At 62.5% G+C, this 21,901-nt stretch carries 23 protein-coding genes; 11 read left to right on the forward strand and 12 right to left on the reverse strand.

All coding sequences use genetic code 11. The annotated features are described in order from the left end of the window. Positions 1-19: 19 nt before the first annotated feature. Positions 20-619, reverse strand: a complete 600-nt coding sequence (locus tag PSAKL28_RS06430) for a Yip1 family protein (RefSeq protein ID WP_038608063.1) — start codon at positions 617-619, stop codon at positions 20-22. A 271-nt stretch (positions 620-890) separates the two neighbouring features. On the opposite strand from PSAKL28_RS06430, the gene ttcA reads away from it, so the two are divergent. Together ttcA and PSAKL28_RS06440 are read left to right on the forward strand one after the other, a co-directional pair. After that, positions 891-1,715, forward strand: a complete 825-nt coding sequence (gene ttcA / locus PSAKL28_RS06435) for a tRNA 2-thiocytidine(32) synthetase TtcA (protein ID WP_038608065.1) — start codon at positions 891-893, stop codon at positions 1,713-1,715. A gap of 5 nt (positions 1,716-1,720) precedes the next feature. Further along, complete coding sequence (locus PSAKL28_RS06440) at positions 1,721-2,392, forward strand: DNA-3-methyladenine glycosylase I (protein WP_038608067.1); 672 nt, start codon at positions 1,721-1,723, stop codon at positions 2,390-2,392. Between the two features lie 77 nt (positions 2,393-2,469). Here PSAKL28_RS06440 and PSAKL28_RS06445 read toward each other — a convergent pair whose 3' ends face one another. The 3 genes from PSAKL28_RS06445 to arsC are packed head-to-tail and all read right to left on the reverse strand — an operon-like array spanning position 2,470 to position 3,828. After that, positions 2,470-2,880 (reverse strand): DUF2069 domain-containing protein, encoded by a 411-nt coding sequence (locus tag PSAKL28_RS06445; RefSeq protein WP_038608069.1) that lies wholly within the window; start codon positions 2,878-2,880, stop codon positions 2,470-2,472. Next, positions 2,873-3,478 (reverse strand): NAD(P)H:quinone oxidoreductase, encoded by a 606-nt coding sequence (gene wrbA / locus PSAKL28_RS06450; protein ID WP_038608072.1) that lies wholly within the window; start codon positions 3,476-3,478, stop codon positions 2,873-2,875. Before wrbA ends, PSAKL28_RS06445 begins: the two co-directional genes overlap by 8 nt. Then, positions 3,475-3,828, reverse strand: a complete 354-nt coding sequence (arsC, locus tag PSAKL28_RS06455) for an arsenate reductase (glutaredoxin) (RefSeq protein WP_038608075.1) — start codon at positions 3,826-3,828, stop codon at positions 3,475-3,477. Before arsC ends, wrbA begins: the two co-directional genes overlap by 4 nt. An 86-nt stretch (positions 3,829-3,914) precedes the next feature. Here arsC and PSAKL28_RS06460 point away from each other — a divergent pair, with 86 nt between their 5' ends. Beyond that, positions 3,915-4,421, forward strand: coding sequence for a TlpA disulfide reductase family protein (locus tag PSAKL28_RS06460; RefSeq protein WP_051939195.1), 507 nt, complete (start codon positions 3,915-3,917; stop codon positions 4,419-4,421). Here PSAKL28_RS06460 and PSAKL28_RS06465 read toward each other — a convergent pair. The 4 genes from PSAKL28_RS06465 to PSAKL28_RS06480 all read right to left on the reverse strand — a co-directional run bounded on the left by PSAKL28_RS06465 (position 4,361) and on the right by PSAKL28_RS06480 (position 9,039). Then, entirely contained in the window at positions 4,361-4,765 is a 405-nt protein-coding gene (locus PSAKL28_RS06465; RefSeq protein WP_038608078.1) for an META domain-containing protein, read from the reverse strand. The genes PSAKL28_RS06460 and PSAKL28_RS06465 overlap by 61 nt on opposite strands. Continuing rightward, positions 4,762-5,199 (reverse strand): hypothetical protein, encoded by a 438-nt coding sequence (locus PSAKL28_RS06470; protein WP_038608081.1) that lies wholly within the window; start codon positions 5,197-5,199, stop codon positions 4,762-4,764. Before PSAKL28_RS06470 ends, PSAKL28_RS06465 begins: the two co-directional genes overlap by 4 nt. 31 nt (positions 5,200-5,230) lie before the next feature. Continuing rightward, positions 5,231-6,220: a 2-hydroxyacid dehydrogenase gene (locus tag PSAKL28_RS06475; protein WP_038608086.1), complete on the reverse strand. Its 990-nt coding sequence runs from the start codon at positions 6,218-6,220 to the stop codon at positions 5,231-5,233. A gap of 65 nt (positions 6,221-6,285) precedes the next feature. Continuing rightward, the gene (locus tag PSAKL28_RS06480; RefSeq protein ID WP_038608089.1) at positions 6,286-9,039 is read right to left on the reverse strand and encodes a response regulator; all 2,754 of its coding nucleotides are present in this window, start codon (positions 9,037-9,039) and stop codon (positions 6,286-6,288) included. A gap of 217 nt (positions 9,040-9,256) precedes the next feature. Between PSAKL28_RS06480 and PSAKL28_RS06485 the strand changes: the two genes are divergently transcribed. From PSAKL28_RS06485 to PSAKL28_RS06515, 7 genes are all read left to right on the forward strand, one after another. Next, positions 9,257-9,973, forward strand: a complete 717-nt coding sequence (locus PSAKL28_RS06485; protein ID WP_038608092.1) for a response regulator transcription factor — start codon at positions 9,257-9,259, stop codon at positions 9,971-9,973. Beyond that, the gene (locus PSAKL28_RS06490) at positions 9,945-11,411 is read left to right on the forward strand and encodes a sensor histidine kinase (protein ID WP_084589072.1); all 1,467 of its coding nucleotides are present in this window, start codon (positions 9,945-9,947) and stop codon (positions 11,409-11,411) included. The genes PSAKL28_RS06485 and PSAKL28_RS06490 overlap by 29 nt, the downstream gene beginning before the upstream one ends. Before the next feature lie 81 nt (positions 11,412-11,492). Then, positions 11,493-12,395 carry a cysteine synthase CysM gene (cysM, locus tag PSAKL28_RS06495; protein WP_038608094.1) on the forward strand — a complete coding sequence of 301 codons (903 nt, stop codon included), beginning with the start codon at positions 11,493-11,495 and terminating at the stop codon, positions 12,393-12,395. Next, positions 12,395-13,753, forward strand: coding sequence for a 23S rRNA (uracil(1939)-C(5))-methyltransferase RlmD (gene rlmD, locus PSAKL28_RS06500; protein ID WP_038608097.1), 1,359 nt, complete (start codon positions 12,395-12,397; stop codon positions 13,751-13,753). The genes cysM and rlmD overlap by 1 nt, the downstream gene beginning before the upstream one ends. 99 nt (positions 13,754-13,852) lie before the next feature. Then, a complete protein-coding gene (relA, locus tag PSAKL28_RS06505) occupies positions 13,853-16,093 on the forward strand; it encodes a GTP diphosphokinase (RefSeq protein WP_038608100.1) in 2,241 nt (746 codons plus the stop codon). An 80-nt stretch (positions 16,094-16,173) separates the two neighbouring features. Continuing rightward, positions 16,174-17,004, forward strand: coding sequence for a nucleoside triphosphate pyrophosphohydrolase (mazG, locus tag PSAKL28_RS06510; protein WP_038608102.1), 831 nt, complete (start codon positions 16,174-16,176; stop codon positions 17,002-17,004). Positions 17,005-17,029: 25 nt separating this feature from the next. Beyond that, on the forward strand, positions 17,030-17,569 hold the full coding sequence (locus PSAKL28_RS06515; protein ID WP_038608105.1) for a DUF2058 domain-containing protein: 540 nt from the start codon (positions 17,030-17,032) through the stop codon (positions 17,567-17,569). Positions 17,570-17,615: 46 nt separating this feature from the next. Here PSAKL28_RS06515 and PSAKL28_RS06520 read toward each other — a convergent pair whose 3' ends face one another. From PSAKL28_RS06520 to purM, 4 genes are all read right to left on the reverse strand, one after another. Beyond that, entirely contained in the window at positions 17,616-17,798 is a 183-nt protein-coding gene (locus PSAKL28_RS06520) for a hypothetical protein (RefSeq protein ID WP_038608108.1), read from the reverse strand. A gap of 260 nt (positions 17,799-18,058) precedes the next feature. Next, positions 18,059-18,769: a DUF3108 domain-containing protein gene (locus tag PSAKL28_RS06525; RefSeq protein WP_038608111.1), complete on the reverse strand. Its 711-nt coding sequence runs from the start codon at positions 18,767-18,769 to the stop codon at positions 18,059-18,061. Positions 18,770-18,777: 8 nt separating this feature from the next. Continuing rightward, positions 18,778-19,431, reverse strand: coding sequence for a phosphoribosylglycinamide formyltransferase (gene purN / locus PSAKL28_RS06530; protein WP_038608114.1), 654 nt, complete (start codon positions 19,429-19,431; stop codon positions 18,778-18,780). Further along, a complete protein-coding gene (gene purM, locus PSAKL28_RS06535; RefSeq protein ID WP_038608117.1) occupies positions 19,431-20,489 on the reverse strand; it encodes a phosphoribosylformylglycinamidine cyclo-ligase in 1,059 nt (352 codons plus the stop codon). The genes purN and purM overlap by 1 nt, the downstream gene beginning before the upstream one ends. A gap of 346 nt (positions 20,490-20,835) precedes the next feature. Between purM and PSAKL28_RS06540 the strand changes: the two genes are divergently transcribed. Beyond that, positions 20,836-21,885 carry a DUF2066 domain-containing protein gene (locus tag PSAKL28_RS06540; RefSeq protein ID WP_038608120.1) on the forward strand — a complete coding sequence of 350 codons (1,050 nt, stop codon included), beginning with the start codon at positions 20,836-20,838 and terminating at the stop codon, positions 21,883-21,885. The last annotated feature ends 16 nt before the right edge of the window (positions 21,886-21,901 follow it).

The following is a 21,901-nucleotide window of genomic DNA, read 5'->3' on the forward strand; positions in this document are numbered from 1 at the left end:
GCTTTTCTAATTGATGATTCTAGTTGGTATAGACAGGCCCCACGCCTAGTCCCCAAACGATCACGGTGAAGGCCATGATGGCGACCAGCACCACCAGGCCGACCGCCAGTACCGAACTCGAGAACAGGAAGCCTTCATCGGAAGGTATGTTCATGAAGGTCGGCAGGCCGACATAGAGCAGATAGACCGTGTAGCACACGGCTGCCGTGCCGACGATCATCCCCAGCCACAGGTGGGGGTAGAGCGCCGCCAAGCCGCCAACGAACAGCGGCGTTGCGGTGTAGGTGGCAAATGCGATGCAGCGGGCCATGCTCGGGTTGGCGTCGTAGGTGCGCGCCATCCAGTGAATGAACGCGCCCATTACTGCGACCCCGGCGAGCATGGCCAGGTACGACATGATGGTCATCCACAACGCGCTTTCATGGGTCAGCATGACCGGGGCGCGATCGCCGATGACCCAGCCGACCTGGGTAGTGCCGATAAACGCTGAGACGGCAGGGATCGCCGCCAGTATCAGGGTGTGGGTCAGGTACATGTGGCTGATGCTTTCTTCCTCGCCACGGATCTCTTTCCATTCTTGGTCAGGATGGGTAAACAGCCCCAGAACGTGATGGATCATGCCAGTCACTCCTTCCGTTGTTGCCATCGCCCCCCAGAGGAGCGCTTGCGACCCCAAGTGATAGGGGCCAGAGGATCGAGGTCACGGTTGCTGTGGCCTTATGTCGCAGTATAGGAAGGAGTCAGCCGCTTAAAGCCGGCTTTTTAGAGCAAATCGCGCTGTCAACGCGCCGGCTAATCACCTTGCAGTCTTTATCGGATTGGCCTACGCCTGGCGGCGGTTTGTGCGTAAAATATGCCGCTTTTGTCACACCTCGCGGATTCCAAGCGCTATGGGCACCCTTTCGGTCAACCAGAACAAACTGCAAAAACGCCTGCGTCGTCTCGCCGGCGAAGCCATCACCGACTTCAACATGATCGAAGACGGTGACAAGGTCATGGTCTGCCTGTCCGGCGGCAAAGACAGCTACACCATGCTCGATGTTCTGCTGTACCTGCAGAAAGTGGCGCCGATCAAGTTCGAGATCGTCGCGGTGAACATGGACCAGAAGCAACCGGGCTTCCCCGAGCACGTACTGCCGGCCTACCTCAAGAGCCTGGGCGTCGAGTACCACATCGTCGAGAAAGACACCTACTCGGTGGTCAAGGAGCTGGTCCCGGAAGGCAAGACCACCTGCTCGCTGTGCTCGCGCCTGCGTCGCGGCACCCTGTACACCTTCGCCGACGAGATCGGCGCAACCAAAATGGCCCTGGGGCATCACCGCGACGACATCGTCGAGACCTTCTTCCTCAACATGTTCTTCAACGGCACCCTCAAGGCCATGCCGCCGAAGTTGCGTGCCGATGATGGCCGTAACGTGGTGATCCGCCCGCTGGCCTACTGCAGCGAGAAGGACATCCAGGCCTACTCGGACCTGAAAGAGTTCCCGATCATTCCGTGCAACCTCTGCGGCTCGCAGGAAAACCTGCAGCGTCAGGTGGTCAAGGACATGCTGGTGGAGTGGGAGCGCAAAACCCCGGGTCGCACCGAGAGCATCTTCCGCGGCCTGCAGAACGTGGTGCCGTCGCAACTGGCTGACCGCAACCTGTTCGACTTCGTCAACCTCAAGATCGACGACACCGCACCGCCACGTTTTCTCGACGTGCTGAACATCTGACCGGCATGCGCGACTATCAATGGCTGCATGAGTACTGCCTGAACCGCTTCGGCTCTGCTGCGGCGCTGGAAGCGCACCTGCCCCAGGCGAAAAGCGCCGAGCAGTTGCGCGCGATCAGCGCCGACCGCTACCTGTCGACCCTGGCCTTGCGGGTGTTTCGCGCCGGGCTCAAGCACAGTCTGGTGGATGCCAAGTGGCCGGCCTTTGAAGAAGTGTTCTTCGGCTTCGACCCGCACAAGGTCGTGCTGATGGGCGCCGAGCACCTCGAGCGGCTGATGCAGGACACGCGGATTATCCGGCACCTGGGCAAGCTCAAGAGCGTGCCGCGCAACGCGCAGATGATCCTCGATGTTGAAAAAGAGCAGGGCAGCTTCGGGGCCCTGATCGCTGACTGGCCGGTGACCGACATCGTTGGCCTGTGGAAGTACCTGGCCAAACATGGCAACCAGTTGGGCGGGTTGTCGGCGCCGCGCTTCTTGCGCATGGTTGGCAAGGACACCTTCATCCCCACCGATGACATGAGTGCGGCGCTGATTGCCCAGGACATCATCGACAAGCCGCCGACCAGCCAGCGCGACCTGGCGCTGGTGCAGGCGGCGTTCAACCAGTGGCATGCCGAAAGTGGCCGGCCGTTGTGCCAGCTGTCGGTGATGTTGGCGCACACGGTCAATCATTGAGATAGATCGCGGGGCAAGCCCGCTCCCACAGAAACCATCACCAGCCCTGTGGGAGCGGGCTTGCCCCGCGATAGGTTTCAGCCTTCCCCGGCCAACCGCCGGTCATACTGAAAGCGCCAGCGCACATACAGCAAGGCACTGACAAACAGCGCCAGGCTGATTGCCACTTCCAGCCAACCGAACAGCGCCCGTGCCGGGTCGAACGCGGCCAGTACCCCTTTGATGAAGTACAGGTTGACCACGAAGCAGGTCCAGGCATGGGCGCGTGCGTTGCCCAGCAACATACCCGGCAGCAACAGTGCCAGCGGCACCAGCTCGACCGCGAGGATCACGCCGGTGCGTGCGCCATGCAGGTCGGCGAACAGCAGGTTGTTGATCGTCAGCAGCGCAATCAGGCCGAAAAAGCTCGCCAGGCTCAATGCCCGGGCCAGGCGCAGGCGCGGCGTCAGCCAGTCGATCGAAGGCAGCACCTTGGGCTTTTTAGCCACGGCCGTTCTCCAGCAGTTTGGCGGTAGTCGCCAGGCGTTGCCCCAGGGCGCGGCACAGGGCGATTTCGTCGGCATCCAGGTCGCGCTTGCCGTCAGCCCCGGCGTGATGGCTGGCGCCATAGGGCGTGCCGCCACCGCGGGTTTCCAGCAGCGCCGACTCGCTGTAGGGCAGGCCCATGATCAGCATGCCGTGGTGCATCAACGGCAGCAGCATCGACAGCAGGGTCGACTCCTGGCCGCCGTGCAGGCTGGCGGTGGAGGTGAAGGCGGCAGCCGGCTTGCCGACCAGGCCACCGCTGAGCCACAGGCTGCTGGTGCCATCGATGAAGTACTTGAGCGGGGCGGCCATGTTGCCGAAGCGGGTCGGGCTGCCCAGGGCCAGGCCCGAGCAATGACGCAGGTCGTCCAGGGTGGCGTACAGCGCGCCGGTTTCCGGGATATCCGGGGCCACCGCTTCGCACTCGGTGGAAATCGCCGGGACCGTGCGGATCCGCGCTTCCAGGCCGGCCATCTCGACACCGCGGGCAATCTGCCGGGCCATCTCGCTGGTCGAGCCGTGGCGGCTGTAGAACAGAATCAGGATGTAAGGCGCGCTCACGGCAGAATCTCCAGCACCTTCTCTGGTGGGCGGCCAATCACGGCTTTGTCACCGGCCACCAGAATCGGGCGCTCGATCAGCTTCGGGTGCTTGACCATGGCGTCGATCAGTTGTGCATCGCTCAGGGCCGGGTCGGCCAGGTTTAGCGCTTTGTATTCGTCTTCACCGCTGCGCAGCAGTTGGCGCGCACCGATGCCCAGCTTGCCGAGCAGGGCGCTGAGGGTAGCGGCATCTGGCGGGGTTTCCAGGTAGCGGACCACGGTCGGGGCCAGGCCACGGGCTTCGAGCAGTTCCAGCGCGCCGCGGGATTTGGAGCAGCGCGGATTGTGATAGAGGGTCAGGTCAGTCATGTTCGGGTCGCATCCAGCAGGGTGTGGCGGCTATTCTAACCGCAGCGACTTTGCATTTTGCTTGAATCTTCGAGAAGGATTGACCCATGACAAGACGTTTGGCAGCAGCACTGGCCATCACCGCGAGCCTGTTGCTCGGTGGTTGCGGTGCAGATTATGGCCTGGACCAGAACGGCCAGACCGTGAAAGCCGAGCAGATCGACGGGCACTGGCTGGTGCTCAACTATTGGGCTGAATGGTGTGGCCCGTGCAGGACTGAAATACCGGAGCTCAATGCCGCGGCCAAGCAATGGCAGGCACAAGGGGTGAAGGTGCTGGGCGTGAACTTCGACGGCCTGCAGGGCGAGGAGCTGAAAAAGGCCAGTGAGGCGCTGGGTATCGGTTTCACCGTGCTGGCCGAGGACCCGGCCGAGCGTTACGAGCTGCCGCGCAGCGAAGCCTTGCCGGTGACTTACATCATCGATGACAAGGGCAAGGTGCGTGAGCAGTTGATGGGGGAGCAGACGCTTGAGGGCTTGCCCCGCGATGGCGTTCAGCCTTCTTCAGGCCAGAACCGCAGCGGCTTGCCCTCGGCAGGCCAGAAGCGTACCTGATCGATCGGCGAGATATCCCAGCGCTGAACCGTTTCCAGGGCCTGGAGAAAACGCTTTTCCTGCTCCATCAAGGCCGGCGCGCACAGTTTGCGGGTGCTGCCGACTTTGCCGAAGCTGAGTTTGTCACCGTCGAGCTGGTAAGGCGCGAACCAGTGGTTGCAACCCGCATTGCCATAGGCCCGGCCGTCCTCCGCCAGGGTCAGGGTCAGGTGGCTGTAATCCATCAATGGACGCTCACCGATCCATTCCAGCAGGTAGCTGCGTTCTTGTTCCAGCTTCATCGGCTCGGCCGCACAACCCAGCAGGGCGGTGCCGGTCAGGGCGCAGAGGAGCAGGTTTTTCACTGAGCCGTCTCCTTGCATTTCGGGCACAGGTGCTTGTCGCCACGGCTGCTCCAGCCAAGCTCGGCAATGCGCGCGGTAGCGGCCGGCTGCAGGGCTTTCTTGCCCAGCTTGGCATCCACCGCGAATTCGAAGCTCAGGTTGGCCTGGCAGCTGTCGCAATTGACTTCCCAGGTGTGAATCGCCAGCTCACCGAACACCGGGCCGCTGGCCACCGCGACCCATTGACCGGTCGGGTTGATCAGGTGGCGTACGGTTTCCACGGTCAGTCGCATGGACAAATCCTTGCTGCCCTTGAGGGTCACCAGCAGGACATCATGCTTCTGGATCGAGCCGCCGTTGCCGGTCACTTGATAGCGGCCTGGCACCAGGGCGCGGCATTCGATCAGGGTGTGTTGCGGGTTAAACAGGTTGTAGCGGAAATCGTGTTCGACCATGGGTCCTCCAAATCTGCCGCGTATCCTAGCATCAACCCTCGACCAAGTTTTGCGGATTGCCTGCCGCCCAGCGGGTAATGTTGTCCAGCGTCGTCGCGGCGATGGCCGCCAGCGCCTCGCGGGTGAGGAAAGCCTGGTGGGCGGTGACGATCACGTTGGGGAAGGTCAGCAGGCGGGCCAGCACGTCATCCTGCAGCGGCAGGTCGGAGCGGTCCTCGAAGAACAACTGGGCTTCTTCTTCATAGACATCCAGGCCCAGGTAGCCCAATTGGCCGTCTTTCAGGGCCTCGATCAGCGCCGGGGTGTCGATCAGGGCGCCGCGGCCGGTGTTGATCAGCATGGCGCCCGGCTGCAGCTGCGCCAGGCTCTGCGGGTTGATCAGGTGGCGGGTCTGTTCGGTCAGCGGGCAGTGCAGGCTGATGATCTGTGCCTGGCTCAGCAGTTCTGGCAGTTCCAGGTAGCGGGCACCGAGGGCCAGCAGCTCGGGATTGGGATACGGGTCGTAAGCCAGCAGCTGGCAGCCGAAGCCGGCCATGATGCGGGCGAAGGCGGCGCCGATCTGGCCGGTGCCGACCACCCCGACGGTTTTGCCGTGAAGGTCGAAGCCGGTCAGCCCGTGCAGGCTGAAATTGCCTTCGCGGGTGCGGTTGTAGGCCCGGTGCAGGCGGCGGTTCAGGGCCAGAATCAGTGCGACCGCGTGTTCGGCCACGGCATGTGGCGAATAGGCCGGTACCCGCACCACGGCCAGGCCCAGCTGTTTTGCTGCCGCAAGGTCGACATGGTTGTAGCCGGCCGAGCGCAGGGCGATCAGGCGCGTTCCGCCTGCGGCAAGGCGCTTGAGCACCGGGGCGCTGAGGTCGTCGTTGATGAAGGCGCAGACCACTTCATGGCCGCTGGCCAGAGGGGCGGTGTCTTCGCTCAGGCGGGCGGGCTGGAAGTGCAGTTCCAGCCCGTGGTCCGCCGGGGTGTTGCTGAAACTGTCCTGATCGTAGGTCTGGCTGCTGAAAAACAGTACGCGCATGTGATCTTCCTGAGTCGATTGCGGAGGAGTCTAACCGCGGTGGCTGCCCATCACCTTGCCTCAGGTCAGGCGCTCAGGCGCGCCTGGGCGGTGAGGCGGGTGATGGCCCGGTCCAGCTCGTCCAGGGCTCGCGGTGCTTCAGGGTCATTCTGTTTGAGCAGGGTTTCGCTGCGCTGGCAGGCGGCGCGCAACTGCGGTACGCCACAGTAGCGTGAAGCGCCATTGAGGCGATGCACACGCTCGATCATGCCGTTGCGGTCGGCAGCCTCGCGGGCGGCGCGAATCGCCTCGCGGTCGGCCTCCAGTGACGCCAGGAGCATGGCCAGCATGTCGGCGGCCAGGTCGGGTTTGCCCGCCGCCAGGCGCAAGCCTTCTTCCGGGTCGAGGACCTTCAGTTCGCTGCTGTCGGCAATGCGTTCCTGCACACGTTCGTTGTGCGGCGCACTCAGGTTCAGGCCGGTCCACTTGAGCACCACCTGCGCCAGCTGGCGCTCGCTGATCGGTTTGGTCAGGTAATCGTCCATGCCGCTGTGCAACAGGGCGCGCTTTTCATTGGCCATAGCATGGGCGGTGAGGGCGACGATCGGCAGCGGCGCGCCGCCCTGGCTGGTTTCCCACTGGCGGATCTGCTCGGTGCACTCGCGACCGTCCATGCCCGGCATCTGCACGTCCATCAGCACCAGGTCGAAATGCTCGTTCTGCACGGCCTGGACGGCGGCATAGCCACTGTCGACGGCCAATACGTCGGCACCCATGTCTTCGAGCAGAGTCTGCACCAGCAACAGGTTGGCCGGGTTGTCGTCGACACACAGTACTTTGGGTAACGGTTGTTCGCTGCTGACCTTGGCCTCGCTGCTGCTGCGCCGGGGTTGAACCAGCTCCAGCAAGGCCCGGCGCAATTTGCGCGTGCAGGCCGGCTTGGCTTGCAGCTGGCTATGGGGGTTGGGCAGGTAAGGGTGGTAGAGCGCCTGCTCGGTGGTCGGGCACAACACCAGCGCCTGGCAGTCCAGACGCTGCAATTGCTGGATGTACTGGCCCAGGCGTTCTGGCGAGACACTATCGAGGTTGACCCCCATGACGGCCAGGGTGAAGGGTTCCCCGGCCATGCGTGCCGCCGCCACCGCATGCAGCAGCGGGTCGATCGAATGGAAGGTGGAAACGCGCAGGCCGCAATCTTCCAGCTGATGCTCCAGGGCCTGACGGGCCAGTTCATGGGCATCGACAATCGCCACCCGGCGCTCCACCAGGGATTGCAGCGGCAGGTCCTCGGCGTCGTCACGGGCCTTGGGCAGGCGCAGGCTGACCCAGAACTGCGAGCCTTCGCCCGGCGTGCTGTCGACGCCGATTTCACCGCCCATCTGCTCGATCAGGCGCTTGGAGATCACCAGGCCCAGCCCGGTACCCCCTGGCTGGCGCGACAACGAGTTGTCAGCCTGGCTGAAGGCCTGAAACAGCGCCCGGACATCCTGGCTCGACAGGCCGATGCCGGTGTCCTGCACGCAAATACGCAGTTGTACGCTGTCGCCGTGCTCTTCTTCGAGCATGGCCCGGGTGACGATGGTGCCTTCGCGGGTGAACTTGATGGCATTGCTGACCAGGTTGGTAAGGATCTGCTTCAGGCGCAGCGGGTCGCCGACCAGCGACAGCGGTGTGTCGCGATAGACCAGGCTGACCAGCTCCAGCTGCTTGGCATGGGCGGCGGGGGCGAGGATGGTCAGGGTGTCCTGGATCAGGTCGCGCAGGTTGAACGGAATGCTGTCGAGCACCAGCTTGCCAGCCTCGATCTTGGAGAAGTCGAGGATCTCGTTGATGATCCCGAGCAGGCTGCTGGCGGACTTTTCAATGGTGCCGAGGTAGTCGAGCTGGCGCGGCGTCAGCTCGCTTTTTTGCAGCAGATGGGTAAAGCCGAGGATGCCATTGAGCGGCGTACGGATCTCATGGCTCATGTTGGCGAGGAACTCGGACTTGATCCGGCTGGCCTCCAGGGCTTCCTTGCGCGCCATGTCCAGCTCGATGTTCTGGATCTCGATGGTTTCCAGGTTCTGGCGTACGTCTTCGGTGGCCTGGTCGATGCTGTGTTGCAACTCTTCATGGGCGTTGTGCAGGGTTTCGGCCATGCGGTTGATACCGGCAGCCAGCTCATCCATCTCATAACTGCCCATGACCGGCAGGCGTTCTTCCAGATTGCCGTCCTTGAGTTGGGTCACGGCGTGTTTTATCTGGCCGATGGGGTCATTGATCGTGCGACTCATGCGCAAGGCCAGCAGCGCGGTGGCAGCCAGGCCGCAGAAGATCAGCAGCATGCTGGTGAACAGGCTGCGATAGCCGCGCAACAGGGTGCCGTCGTGGGACAGTTCGATTTCCACCCAGCCCAGCAGGCGATCGGTTTCGTTGGCGATGCGTTCCCCTGCCAGGTCGCGATGGTGGCCGAACACCGGCAGCAGGTAACGGGTGGCGTCGCTACCGGTACGCTGCAACAACTCGGTACCGCCACCTGTCGGTGCCTGGTTGAGCATGCTAGGACCGGCATGCGCCAGATTGTTGCGATCCGGGCCGAGGAACGCCACTGCGCGTACGTCCGCCTGCTCCAGGGCCTGGGCGGCGATACGCTCCAGCTGAGCCGGGTCGTGGCTGACCAGGGCCGGTGCCACCAGGGGCGCGAGGTTTTCGGCGATCATTTTGCCGCGTTGCAGCAATTGGGTTTGCAGCTCGCTCTGCTGCAGCCAGGTGAAATAGCTGCCGAGCACCAACGCCATCAAGCCGGCAGGTAACAAAGCCAGCAGCAACACGCGGCTGCGGATTCCCAAACGATTCAGCACGAAACTCTCCTGTGCCTGGCATGTGCTGTAAGCCGCCGTCGGTGCTAGCTGACGGACCAAGTCGGAAAAGTACCGCGCCTTCCCGCGCAATGCACTCATTTGTATCTACTTTTGACGTAGGCACAATCCTCGGCGCCGCACCGACGAGCAGTTGCGGGTTGCCTGCGCCAGGCAATTACTCAATAATCGCGTAACTGAGAATTGCTAGCACCCGCCAATGAATCCCGTAGCTATTAGCGAATCCACCATACTTGCCATCGAGGACGACCCGGTCCTGGGCGCCCACCTGCACGAAGAACTGCAACGCGGCGGCTTCAAGGTCACCTGGTGCAAGAATGGCCGCGATGGCTTGGCGGTTGCGCGCGAGTCGCGTTTCGATGTGGTCCTGATGGACATCCTGCTGCCGGGACTGAACGGCCTGGATGTGTTGGCAAAACTGCGCGAAAGCAGCTCGACACCGGTGATCATGATGTCGGCCCTGGGCGCCGAGGCGGATCGCATCAGTGGTTTTCAGCGTGGTGCTGATGACTACCTGCCCAAACCGTTCAGCATGGCCGAGCTTAAAGTGCGTATCGAGGCGATCCTGCGCCGGGTGGCGCTCGAGCGCCGTCGTCAGGAAGCGCCTGTGCAGCAGGCCGGCGCCCTGCAGTTCGACGAGCAGGCCTGTGATGTCTGCTGTGGCGAGCGCTGGGCAGGGCTGACCCTGAGCGAGTACCGGCTGCTCGATACCTTGCACCGCAGCCATGAAGAAGTGCTGAGCAAGGCCTTCCTTTACCAGCAGGTCCTGCAGCGTGGCTATGCCCGCCATGACCGCAGCCTGGACATGCATGTCAGCCAGATCCGGCGCAAGCTCAAGACCATCGGTTACCAGGAGCGTGAACTGCGCACGGTGTGGGGCAAGGGTTATGTACTCAGTGCCGCCGAGGTCAGCTGAGGTGCCCAATCGTCACTCATTGTTCTGGAAACTGGCGATCCTGCTGGTCGGTTTCTGTCTGTTGATGATCGGTCTGAGCTGGAGCTGGGGCCGGCACATGGAAACCCAGAACGCCTACCTCTCCGATCAGGCCCGAATCACTTTGACCGGTTATGCCGCTGAGGCTGAGCGCGCCTGGAAGCAGGGCGGGCAGGCCGGAGTCGATGCCTGGATCGCCGACATGGCCAGCAAGGAAGGCACCTGGGTGAATGTGCTGGGGGCCGACTTGCAGTCGCTGAGCAGCACGCCGCTGACCCCTGAGCAAAGTCGCAAGATCACCTTCCTGCGCGGCATCGACTGGCCGGTCAGTCGCCGGGTGATCGGCTTGCCGTGGATGCGCGTACCGTTTGTCGAGCACCCGCAGCAGGGGCTGCTGGTGATTGAACTGCCAGAGCGCCTGATGCCCGGTCGCTACCGTCTGTTCTGGCGGTTCATGACCAACGGCGTGATCCCGGGACTGTTCACCTTGCTGCTGTGCATCGGGCTGTACCGCATGCTGATCATGCCGCTGATCCAGTTGCGCGAGCAGGCCAATGCCTGGCGCGCTGATCAGCTGTCGGCGCGGGTCGCCAGCAGCACCACCAGCCGCCAGGATGAGCTGGGCGAGCTGGGGCGTGCTTTCGATGACATGGCCGAACGACTGCAAGGTACGGTGGTCTTGCAGCAACAGTTGTTGCGTGACCTGTCGCACGAACTGCGCACGCCATTGAGCCGTTTGCGCGTAGCCTGCGAAGGGGACGCTGACGCCGGCCAGTTGCGCGAACGCCTGGGGCGCGAAATCGACTGCATGCAACGTCTGGTCGAGGATGCCTTGCAACTGGCCTGGCTCGACACCGAGCGGGCGCCGCCAAGCAAGGAACCGATCCAGGTCCAGGCGCTTTGGGACATGCTCGCCGAAGATGCCTGTTTTGAAAGCACCTGGCCGTCGACGCAACTGCATTGCGCGCTGGACGCCTCCTGCTGGATCCAGGGCAACCTGAACAGCGTGGCTCAGGCGCTGGAGAACATTCTGCGCAACGCCATCCGCCACTCGCCGGCCAGCGGCGTGATTCGCCTGGACGGCCGTCGTCAGGGCGATCACTGGCTGTTGTGGCTGGAGGATCAGGGCGGCGGCGTGGCGGAAGCCGAGCTTGAGCGGATCTTCGCGCCGTTTACCCGGCTGGACGGCTCACGTCCGGGCGATGGTGGTTTCGGCCTCGGCCTGAGCATCGCCCGCAATGCCATCGTGCGCCAGGGCGGACGCCTGTGGGCGCAGAACACCGGGCAGGGCTTGCGGCTGAACATTCTGTTACCCGCTGTTCAGCAGGTGGGAGCGGGCTTGCCGCGCGATTGCGGGTTGTCAGGCTCATCGCCTCGCGGGGCAAGCCCGCTCCCACCGGGTTATAACTGGCCGGTATAACACCCGCACATTGCGTGATATGGGCAAGGCCCGTTTGCCGGTATGATAGTCGCCCCCGCAGTCTGGATTGCGAACTACGCCATGACCTTGCAGTACCCAACCATCGCCGATTGCGTCGGCAACACGCCTCTGGTCCGCCTGCAGCGCATTGCCGGTGAAACCAGCAACACCCTCCTGCTCAAGCTTGAAGGCAACAACCCGGCAGGTTCGGTCAAGGACCGGCCGGCGCTGTCGATGATCACCCGTGCCGAATTGCGCGGGCAGATCAAGCCGGGCGACACCCTGATCGAAGCGACCTCGGGCAACACCGGGATTGCCTTGGCCATGGCGGCGGCGATCAAGGGTTACAAGATGATTCTGATCATGCCCGACAACTCCAGCGCCGAACGCAAAGCGGCAATGACCGCCTATGGCGCCGAGCTGATTCTGGTCAGCAAGGAAGAGGGCATGGAGGGCGCTCGCGACCTCGCCGACCGTCTGCAAGCCGATGGCCGTGGCCTGGTGCTCGATCAGTTCGGCAACGGTGACAATCCCGAAGCCCACTATGTCAGCACCGGCCCGGAAATCTGGCGCCAGACCCAGGGCACCATCACCCATTTCGTCAGCTCCATGGGCACCACCGGCACCATCATGGGTTGCTCGCGTTATCTCAAGGAGCAAAACCCGGCGGTGCAGATCGTCGGTTTGCAGCCGATGGAAGGCTCGGCGATTCCGGGGATCCGGCGCTGGCCCGAAGAGTACCTGCCGAAGATCTATCAGGCTGACCGCGTTGATCGCGTGGTCGACATGGCCCAGAGCGAAGCCGAAGAGACCACCCGCCGACTGGCCCGCGAAGAGGGCATTTTCTGTGGTGTGTCCTCTGGTGGTGCAGTGGCGGCCATGTTGCGGCTGTCTCGTGAACTGGAAAACGCCGTGATCGTGGCAATCATTTGTGACCGTGGCGACCGTTACCTGTCGACCGGCATTTTCGACGCGGCGAACTGATGTCCAAAAGTAAACGCAACAGCGGCCTGCGCTTCCAGCCGGCCGGCGGCAGCCGCACGCCGCAGATCCCCACCGGCAAAAAACAGCGCTTGCGTATCGAGCGCCTGGCGGGGGATGGCCGTGGCATTGCCTTTCTTGACGGGCGCACCTGGTTTGTCAGTGGCGCGCTGGCCGAGGAAGAGGTCGAGGCGCGCGTGCTCAATACCCACGGCAAGGTGGTTGAAGCGCGTCTGGAGCGGGTGTTCAGCGCCAGCCCGGAGCGTCGCCAGGCGCCGTGCAAGCATTTCGATCGCTGCGGTGGCTGCAACCTGCAGCACCTGGCCCATGCCGATCAGCTGGCCCTCAAACAGCGCTTGCTGGCCGAGCAGCTGCAGCGGGTCGCCGGTGTGGCGCCCGAGCGTTGGGCAGCGCCTTTGAGCGGGCCGGAGTTTGCTTACCGGCGCCGGGCGCGGGTGGCAGTGCGCTGGGATAACAAAGCGAAAAAACTCGAAGTCGGCTTCCGCGCCGAAGCCAGCCAGGACATCGTCGCCATTGAGGATTGTCCGGTACTGGTACAACCCTTGCAGTCGATCATGCGTCACCTGCCGATGCTGCTGCAGAGCTTGAGCAAACCGCAGGTGGTCGGTCATGTCGAGCTGTTCAGCGGTACGGCACTGGCCTTGCTGTTGCGCCATACCGCGCCATTGGCGGAAGGCGACCTGGCTCGCTTGCAGGCGTTCTGCAAAGAAGCAGGTGTGCAGCTATGGTTGCAAGGCGAGGGTGAACCTTATCCGCTTGATGCCGGTCAGACCCTCGGTTTCACCCTGACACCGTGGAACCTGGAGCTGGCATACCGGCCCGGGGATTTCGTCCAGGTCAACGCTGCGGTCAACACAGCGATGATCGAGCAGGCGCTGGCCTGGCTGGCGCCGCAAGCCGACGAGCGCGTACTTGATCTGTTCTGCGGCCTGGGCAATTTCGCCCTGCCGCTGGCCCGGCAGGCGCGTGAAGTGGTGGCGGTGGAAGGTGTACAGGCAATGGTCGAGCGAGCAGCGGCCAATGCACGAAGCAACGATTTGCATAACACGCAGTTTTTTCAGGCCGATTTATCGCAGCCTTTGACCGCCTCCGGCTGGGCCGCTGGAGGCTTTTCTGCGGTACTCTTGGATCCACCGCGGGACGGCGCTTATGAGGTCGTGCGAAAAATCGCAGACCTCGGGGCGAAACGTCTGGTGTATGTATCGTGCAACCCGGCAACCCTGGCCCGTGACACGCTAGAGCTGGTCAGGCAGGGTTACCGGTTAAAATGTGCCGGGATTCTCGACATGTTTCCTCAGACGGCGCATGTCGAAGCCATGGCGTTATTCGAAGCGGGCTAGCGGGACTGGCGCGTTGGGCGCTGCACCTTGGGTCCGGCAGGGGCAGCACCAGAGATATCAAGCGCATCGCGAATGCGCTGTAGGGAAAGGTAATCAAAGATGGTACAGGTGAGAGTGCACCAGCCGGTCAACACCGACGGCAGTATCAATCTCGAAGCATGGCTGGATCATGTGGTGAGCGTCGACCTGGCGCTGGACCGTGAAGCCCTTAAAGAGGCTTGCGAGTTCGCTCAGGAGATCGAGAAAAAGGGCAACCCGGCCAAGCATTCCTGGGCCGACGGGACCTCGAGTTTCCAGGCCGGCCTGGAAATCGCCGAAATCCTCGCCGACCTCAAGCTCGACCAGGACTCGCTGGTCGCGGCGGTGATCTACCGTGCCGTACGCGAAGGCAAGGTGACCCTGGCCGAAGTCGGCCAGCGCTTTGGCCCGGTGGTGTCCAAGTTGATCGACGGTGTGCTGCGCATGGCCGCCATCAGCGCCAGTCTCAGCCCTCGCCAGTCGCTGGTGCTGGGCTCCCAGGCGCAGGTCGAGAACCTGCGCAAAATGCTCGTGGCCATGGTTGATGACGTGCGTGTGGCGTTGATCAAGCTTGCCGAGCGCACCTGCGCAATCCGCGCGGTCAAAGGCGCCGACGACGAGAAGCGCAACCGCGTTGCCCGCGAGGTCTTCGATATCTACGCCCCGCTGGCGCATCGCCTGGGTATCGGTCATATCAAATGGGAGCTGGAAGACCTGTCCTTCCGCTACCTGGAGCCGGACCAATACAAGCAGATCGCCAAGCTGCTGCATGAGCGGCGCCTGGACCGTGAACGGTTTATCAGCGATGTGATGAACCAGTTGCAGAACGAACTGCTGGCCACCGGGGTCAAGGCCGACATCAGCGGCCGGGCCAAACACATCTATTCGATCTGGCGCAAAATGCAGCGCAAGGGTCTGGAGTTCAGCCAGATCTATGACGTGCGCGCGGTACGCGTGCTGGTTCCGGAAATGCGCGATTGCTATACCGCGCTGGGGATCGTCCACACCTTGTGGCGGCACATCCCGAAAGAATTCGACGACTACATCGCCAACCCCAAGGAAAACGGCTATCGCTCCTTGCACACGGCAGTGATCGGCCCTGAGGGCAAGGTTCTCGAGGTGCAGATCCGCACCCACGCCATGCACGAAGAGGCCGAACTCGGCGTCTGCGCGCACTGGCGCTACAAGGGCACCGACGTCAAATCCAGCTCCAACCATTACGAGGAGAAAATCTCCTGGTTGCGCCAGGTGCTGGAATGGCACGAAGAGCTGGGTGATATCGGTGGCCTGGCCGAACAGCTGCGCGTCGATATCGAACCCGACCGGGTCTATGTCTTCACCCCTGACGGTCACGCCATCGATCTGCCCAAGGGCGCCACACCGCTGGACTTCGCCTACCGCGTGCACACCGAAATCGGCCACAACTGCCGCGGTGCGAAGATCAACGGGCGGATCGTGCCGCTCAACTACAGCCTGCAGACGGGTGAGCAGGTCGAGATCATTACCAGCAAACACGGCAACCCCAGCCGCGACTGGCTGAACTCGAACCTGGGGTATGTCACCACGTCGCGGGCGCGGGCCAAGATTGTTCACTGGTTCAAGCTGCAGGCACGCGATCAGAACGTTGCGGCTGGTAAGACCCTGCTGGAACGCGAACTCAACCGGCTGGGGCTGCCCCAGGTGGACTTCGAGCGGCTGGCGGAAAAAGCCAATCTCAGGGCCGCTGAAGACATGTTCGCCTCCCTCGGGGCGGGCGACTTGCGCCTGGCGCATCTGGTCAATGCCGCACAACAACTGGTTGAGCCTGAGCGCAGCGAACACGTCGAGCTGGTGCCGCGTAAAGCCACCGGTTACAAACCGGGCAAGCGCGGCGATATCCAGATCCAGGGCGTCGGCAACCTGCTCACGCAAATGGCCGGCTGCTGCCAGCCGTTGCCGGGCGATGCGATTGTCGGCTACATCACCGTGGGCCGTGGGGTGACCATTCACCGCCAGGATTGCGCCTCGGTGCTGCAACTGGCCGGGCGCGAGCCGGAGCGGATCATCCAGGTCAGCTGGGGGCCGGTGCCGGTACAGACCTACCCGGTGGATATCATCATCCGTGCCTACGATCGTCCGGGGTTGCTGCGTGACGTCTCCCAGGTGCTGCTCAACGAGCGGATCAACGTGCTGGCGGTCAACACCCGCTCGAACAAGGAAGACAACACCGCGCTGATGTCGCTGACCATCGAGATTCCTGGCCTGGATGCCCTTGGGCGCCTGCTGGGGCGGATTTCGCAGTTGCCGAACATTATCGAGACGCGGCGTAACCGTACCCCTTGAGATCGCCATCGCGGGGCAAGCCCGCTCCCACAGGGTGGGAGCGGGCTTGCCCCGCGATAAGGCCTTAGCAGAGACCTCAGATGTATACCCTAGATGACCTGCTCCACCTCATGGCCCGCCTGCGCGACCCGCAGTACGGCTGTCCGTGGGACCTCAAGCAGACCTACGCAACGATCATTCCCTACACCCTCGAAGAAGCCTACGAAGTGGCCGACGCCATCGAGCGTAGCGACTTTGAGCACTTGCAGGGTGAATTGGGGGACCTGTTGTTCCAGGTGGTCTATTACAGCCAGCTGGCCCGTGAAGAAGGCCGTTTCGAGTTTGCCGGGGTGATCGACAGCATTACCCGCAAGCTGATCCGCCGCCACCCGCACGTGTTCCCCACCGGTGAGCTGTATGCACCGCTGGATACGCCAAAACTCGACGAGGCTCAGGTCAAGCAGCGCTGGGAAGAAATCAAGGCCCAGGAACGGGCCGAGAAGGGCGTTCCCGAGCAGTTGTCGTTGCTCGATGACGTTCCGGCCGCCTTGCCGGCCCTGTCCCGGGCCGCCAAGCTGCAAAAACGCACGGCCAAGGTCGGTTTCGACTGGCCGGATGCCTTGCCGGTGCTGGACAAGGTGCGCGAAGAGCTCGACGAAGTACTCGAAGCCATGGCCGAAAATGACAGTGCGGCATTGGCCGAGGAAGTGGGCGATCTGCTGTTTGCCACGGTCAACCTGGCCCGGCATCTGAAGGTCGACCCGGAAAACGCCCTGCGCGGCGCCAACCAAAAGTTTGAACGACGTTTCCGTTTTATCGAGCAGGCATTGCGCGAGAGTGGGCGTCCGATTGAAGATTGCACCCTGGAAGACATGGATGCGCTGTGGGGCGAAGCCAAACGTCAGGAAAAGAACCTGCCCAGCTGCGGCTGAGCTGAAGCACATAAGTGAGTGAACAATGAGCCTTTCCCTTCGCGACCAATTGCTCAAAGCCGGTCTGGTCAACCAGAAGCAGGTCAAGCAGGTCAGTAAAGAACAGAAGAAACAAAAGCGCCTGGAACACAAAGGCCAGGTCGAAGTCGACGATAGCCAACAGCGGCTGGCCAAGGAAGCCATGGCGGAAAAAGCCAAGCGCGACCAGGAGCTCAACCGCCAGCAGCAGGAGAAAGTCGAGCAGAAAGCCCGTGCTGCCCAGGTCAAGCAATTGATCGAGGTCTCGCGCCTGCCCAAGCTGACCACTGAGGACTACTACAACTTCGTCGACGACAAGAAGGTCAAGCGCCTGTCGGTCAACGCCCTGATGCGCAGCAAGCTGAGCAGCGGTTCGCTGGCGATCGTTGCCCATGGTGGCGGCTATGAAGTGATCCCGCGTGAAGCGGCACTGAAGATCCAGGAGCGCGATCCCAAGCGTATTGTCTTGCTCAACACCCAGGTTGAAGCGCCGGATGCCGATGATCCGTACGCCGCCTACGTGATCCCTGACGATCTGATGTGGTAAAAACGACAAACCCCGCTTCGGCGGGGTTTGTATTTTCTGCAGAGGGCTATTGCTGTTGCTCTCTGTTTTCGAGGAATTCCAGCTCGATGCGGTAGCTGTGGGCTTCATGTTCGTTGTGGAACATGCCAACCAGTTCATCCTGCTGATGCACATCCCAGATGCGCAGGCCTGCTGCCAGGCTTTCATAAGACATTTTGTTTTCGTCGCGCTCAGTTACTTTGACAGTCATCTGCAAACTCCACTTTCAGTTAACTGCGGCACCGTGTCGCAGGTCTCCTTTATAGAATTTGTTAGCTGGCTAAGTAAATGCTTGGCCCATGAAACATCTTTCATGTGGGTAGAGGGATGCCTGTGGGAGCGGGCTTGCCCCGCGATGTGACTGACAACTTGCAATCGCGGGGCAAGCCCGCTCCCACCGGTAGTTCCCACAGGCCCCAAAAAGAAACCCCGCACTTGGCGGGGTTTCGGGTGTAACCAGCAGTCAGGCAATCAGTTGCCTTTGACCGCCTTGCCATCGACCGTACCATCCTGCAGCACGATCACGTACTCCTTGCCGTCAGTCTCGACCTGACGCAGTTGTACCAGCAGATAATCCCAATCCTTGGCGAACCACAGCTCGGTGATGCGCTTGCTCTGGCTCGGATCGCGCACACGCTCGACCTTGATGGCATCGACCTGACCGGTCTTGGTGGTGACTTTTTCGGTACCCAGGACGCGGAAGTCATAGGTATCGATCTCGTCGCCATCAACCACCTGGTAGCTCACGCTCTTCTTGCCGGCAGCGACGTCATGTTGCAGGGCCAGCTGATAGGTGGACTTGTCCAGCACGCCACGGTTCAGCGGCAGCTTGATCGCGTCACCGCGGTCGGTGCCGGTAATCAGCTTGCTGCTCCAGTCAAAGTCCAGGTCGACTTTCTTGGCCTTGCCCAGGCCACCACGTTCGAAGTGGTAGGTCTGTGGCAACAGGGTGTCCTTGTCCAGACGCAGGGTGCTTTGCTCGGTCAGGCTGGCGATCATCATCGATGCCGTGAAGTTCAGGCTCCAGGTACCGTTGGCATTCTTTTCCAGGCTGCGCTCGGCGGTGCCGCTCATGGGCAGCTGCTTCCAGTCGGCGGTGTAGCTGGCCGAGAAAGGTTTCAGATCCGCTGCCTGAAGCGGCAGTGCGAGCACGGCAAGAGCGAAGAGCAGGGCGCGACGCATAGTATCTCCTAGGGTCGAATCAAGTGGCCGCTGGCCGCCAGAGGCTGGCCATCCAGTAGAGCACCGTGCTCACCCAGGCGCAAACGGCCTTCGGCGAACCAGCGCACTGCCAGCGGGTAAATCTGGTGTTCCTGGCTGTGAACCCGTTGCGCCAGACGTTCTGGCGTGTCATCCAACTCTACCGGTATTACTGCCTGTACGACCAGCGGTCCGCCGTCGAGTTCCTCGGTCACGAAGTGCACGCTGCAGCCATGCTCCTTGTCACCCGCCTCGAGAGCGCGTTGATGGGTGTGCAGGCCCTTGTATTTGGGCAGCAGCGACGGATGAATGTTCAGCAGGCGACCTTGATAGTGACGGACGAAGCCGGCACTGAGGATGCGCATGAAACCGGCCAGCACCACCAGTTGCGGCTGGTAACCATTGATCAGCTCGACCAGTGCCGCGTCGAACGCCTCGCGGCCCTCGAAGGCTTTATGGTCGAGCACAGCGGTGTCGATGCCGGCATCACGGGCGCGCTGCAGGCCATAGGCATCGGCGCGGTTGGAGATGACCGCGCGGATCCGCACCGGGCTATCGCCGGTGCGGACGCTGTCGATCAAGGCTTGCAGATTACTGCCGGTGCCGGACAGCAGCACCACGACATCACAAGACTTGCTTGGCATCAGTGCGCCTTGACGTTCTTCAGCTCGACCTGGGCAGCGCCTTCGGCGGCAACGCCGATCTGGCCGATGACCCATGGCTGCTCGCCGGAGTCACGCAGGTTGTTCAGGGCGGTCTCGACCTGGTCCTGAGCCACGCAGATGACCATGCCGACGCCGCAGTTCAGCACGCGGTGCATTTCGTGCTCGTCAACGTTGCCTTGCTGTTGCAGCCAGTCGAAGACTACCGGGCGATTCCAGCTGGCGACGTCGACCACCGCCTGGGCGCCTTTTGGCAGGACGCGTGGAATGTTGTCGAGCAGACCGCCACCGGTGATGTGGGCCATGGCCTTGACTGCGCCGGTGTCTTTGATCAGCTTGAGCAGCGGCTTGACGTAGATACGGGTCGGCGCCATCAGCAGTTCGGTCAGTGGCTTGCCGTCGAGCTGGGTGTTTTCGATGTCGGCACCGGACACTTCGATGATCTTGCGGATCAGCGAGTAGCCGTTGGAGTGCGGGCCGGAAGACGGCAGGGCGATCAGCGCGTCGCCAGTGGCAACCTTGGAGCCGTCGATGATCTCGGCTTTTTCCACCACGCCAACACAGAAGCCGGCCAGGTCGTAGTCTTCGCCTTCGTACATGCCAGGCATTTCAGCGGTTTCACCGCCGACCAGGGAGCAGCCAGCCAGTTCGCAGCCAGCGCCGATGCCGGTAACCACGGTAGCGGCAACATCAACGTTGAGCTTGCCGGTGGCGTAGTAGTCGAGGAAGAACAGCGGCTCGGCGCCGCACACCACCAGGTCGTTGACGCACATGGCGACCAGGTCCTGGCCGATGCTGTCGTGCTTGTTCAGGTTCAGTGCCAGACGCAGCTTGGTGCCGACGCCGTCGGTGCCGGAGACCAGTACCGGTTGTTTGTAGCCGGCCGGGATTTCACAGAGGGCGCCAAAACCGCCCAGGCCGCCCATGACTTCCGGGCGCGCCGTGCGCTTGGCAACGCCTTTGATGCGTTCGACCAATGCTTCACCGGCGTCGATGTCTACACCGGCGTCCTTGTAGCTCAGGGAGGGTTGCTTGCTCATGATCCAGGCCTTTAGGGGGGAGGGATTCAGGGGAATCGACCGTGACCTGCCAGGCAAGGCGGAGGGTAATCCGGTTGCCTGACCGTCGCCGGTCTGCGAAGGCGCGCGATTTTATCAGGGTTGCCCGGTAGCGGCCATCCTCAGGCCGACGGGCAGAGCCCAGATCGGCTAAAAAAATAGCCTTTAACAGTGTCTCGCTGGTTGCCGGGGCCCAGGCTGTATAAGGTATAGCAAAGGCTTTGAGATGAAATTGACCGCGCTGGCTGAATGTTTTGCCGGGTGCTGCGGTCATACCGGCATCTTGTTTATAAGCATCGCTTCTTTATTACCAGGACAGGAATCCTCCATGCGTTTGCGTAATTACCTGGCCGTTGGCTGTCTTGCCTTGCTGGGGCTGTCGGCTCAGGCCGAAACCCTTTCCGGCCTCTATCAGGTTCGCGAGCCGGTCGACGGCCAAAGCGCCGAAGCCCGCACCCTGGCCACCGGCAAAGCCCTTGAAACCCTCGTGCTGCGCCTGACCGGTGACCCCAAGGCGGCGCAGAGCCCGGCCCTGGCGGGGCTGCGCAAAGACCCGCAACAGATCATCAGTCAGTTCGGCTTCGAGGCCGGGCCGCCCGAAACCGTGCTGGTGGACTTCGATCCGGGCAGCACCGAGCGCACCTTGCGTCAGGCGGGCCTGGCGCTGTGGGGCAACAATCGGCCTTCGATCCTTGGCTGGTGGTTGAACGACAGTACCGAAGGCTCAAGCCTGGTCGGCGACGGCCAGAACAGCGCCGCGCCCCTGCGCCGTGCCGCCCAGCACCGAGGCTTGCCATTGCGCCTGCCGCTGGCCGACCTCAATGAGCAATTGGTGGCCACTGCGAAAAATCTAGAGGGTGCGGACCCTGCGCCGCTGCGCGAGGCTTCCGAGCGTTATGGCGCCGACGCCTTGCTGGCGGTGCATGCCAGTGAAGCCGACGGCAAGTGGCAGGGCAGCTGGCGGCTGTGGCTGGGCGAGCAGCGCGAGCAGGGCAAGGTTGAAGCTGCCGACCAGGCCGCGCTGGCCGACGCTGTGATGCTGGCGGTCAGCAACCGCCTGGCGCCGCGCTTTGTGACTCGCCCCGGTGCCAGCAGTGAAATGCAGGTGCAGGTGCAAGGCATGAACCTGGCACGTTATGCCGAGCTCGGTCGGGTGCTGGAACCCTATGGTGCGCGCCTGAAACAGGTTGAGGGCGATACCCTGACCTATCAGGTCACTGGCAACAGCGATCAGCTGCGCGCCCAGCTGGGCCTGGCCAAACTGCAGGAGCTGCCAGCTGAAGCGCCGGTAGCGCAACCGCCTGTTGATCTGGCCAATCCGGGAGCGACCCAGGCCGCTGCGCCAAAACCGTTCAATGGCCTGCGTTTTCGTTGGTAATCCCTGACCTGGCCTG

Origin of the sequence: Pseudomonas alkylphenolica, from assembly GCF_000746525.1 — a bacterium.
GTDB lineage: Bacteria > Pseudomonadota > Gammaproteobacteria > Pseudomonadales > Pseudomonadaceae > Aquipseudomonas > Aquipseudomonas alkylphenolica.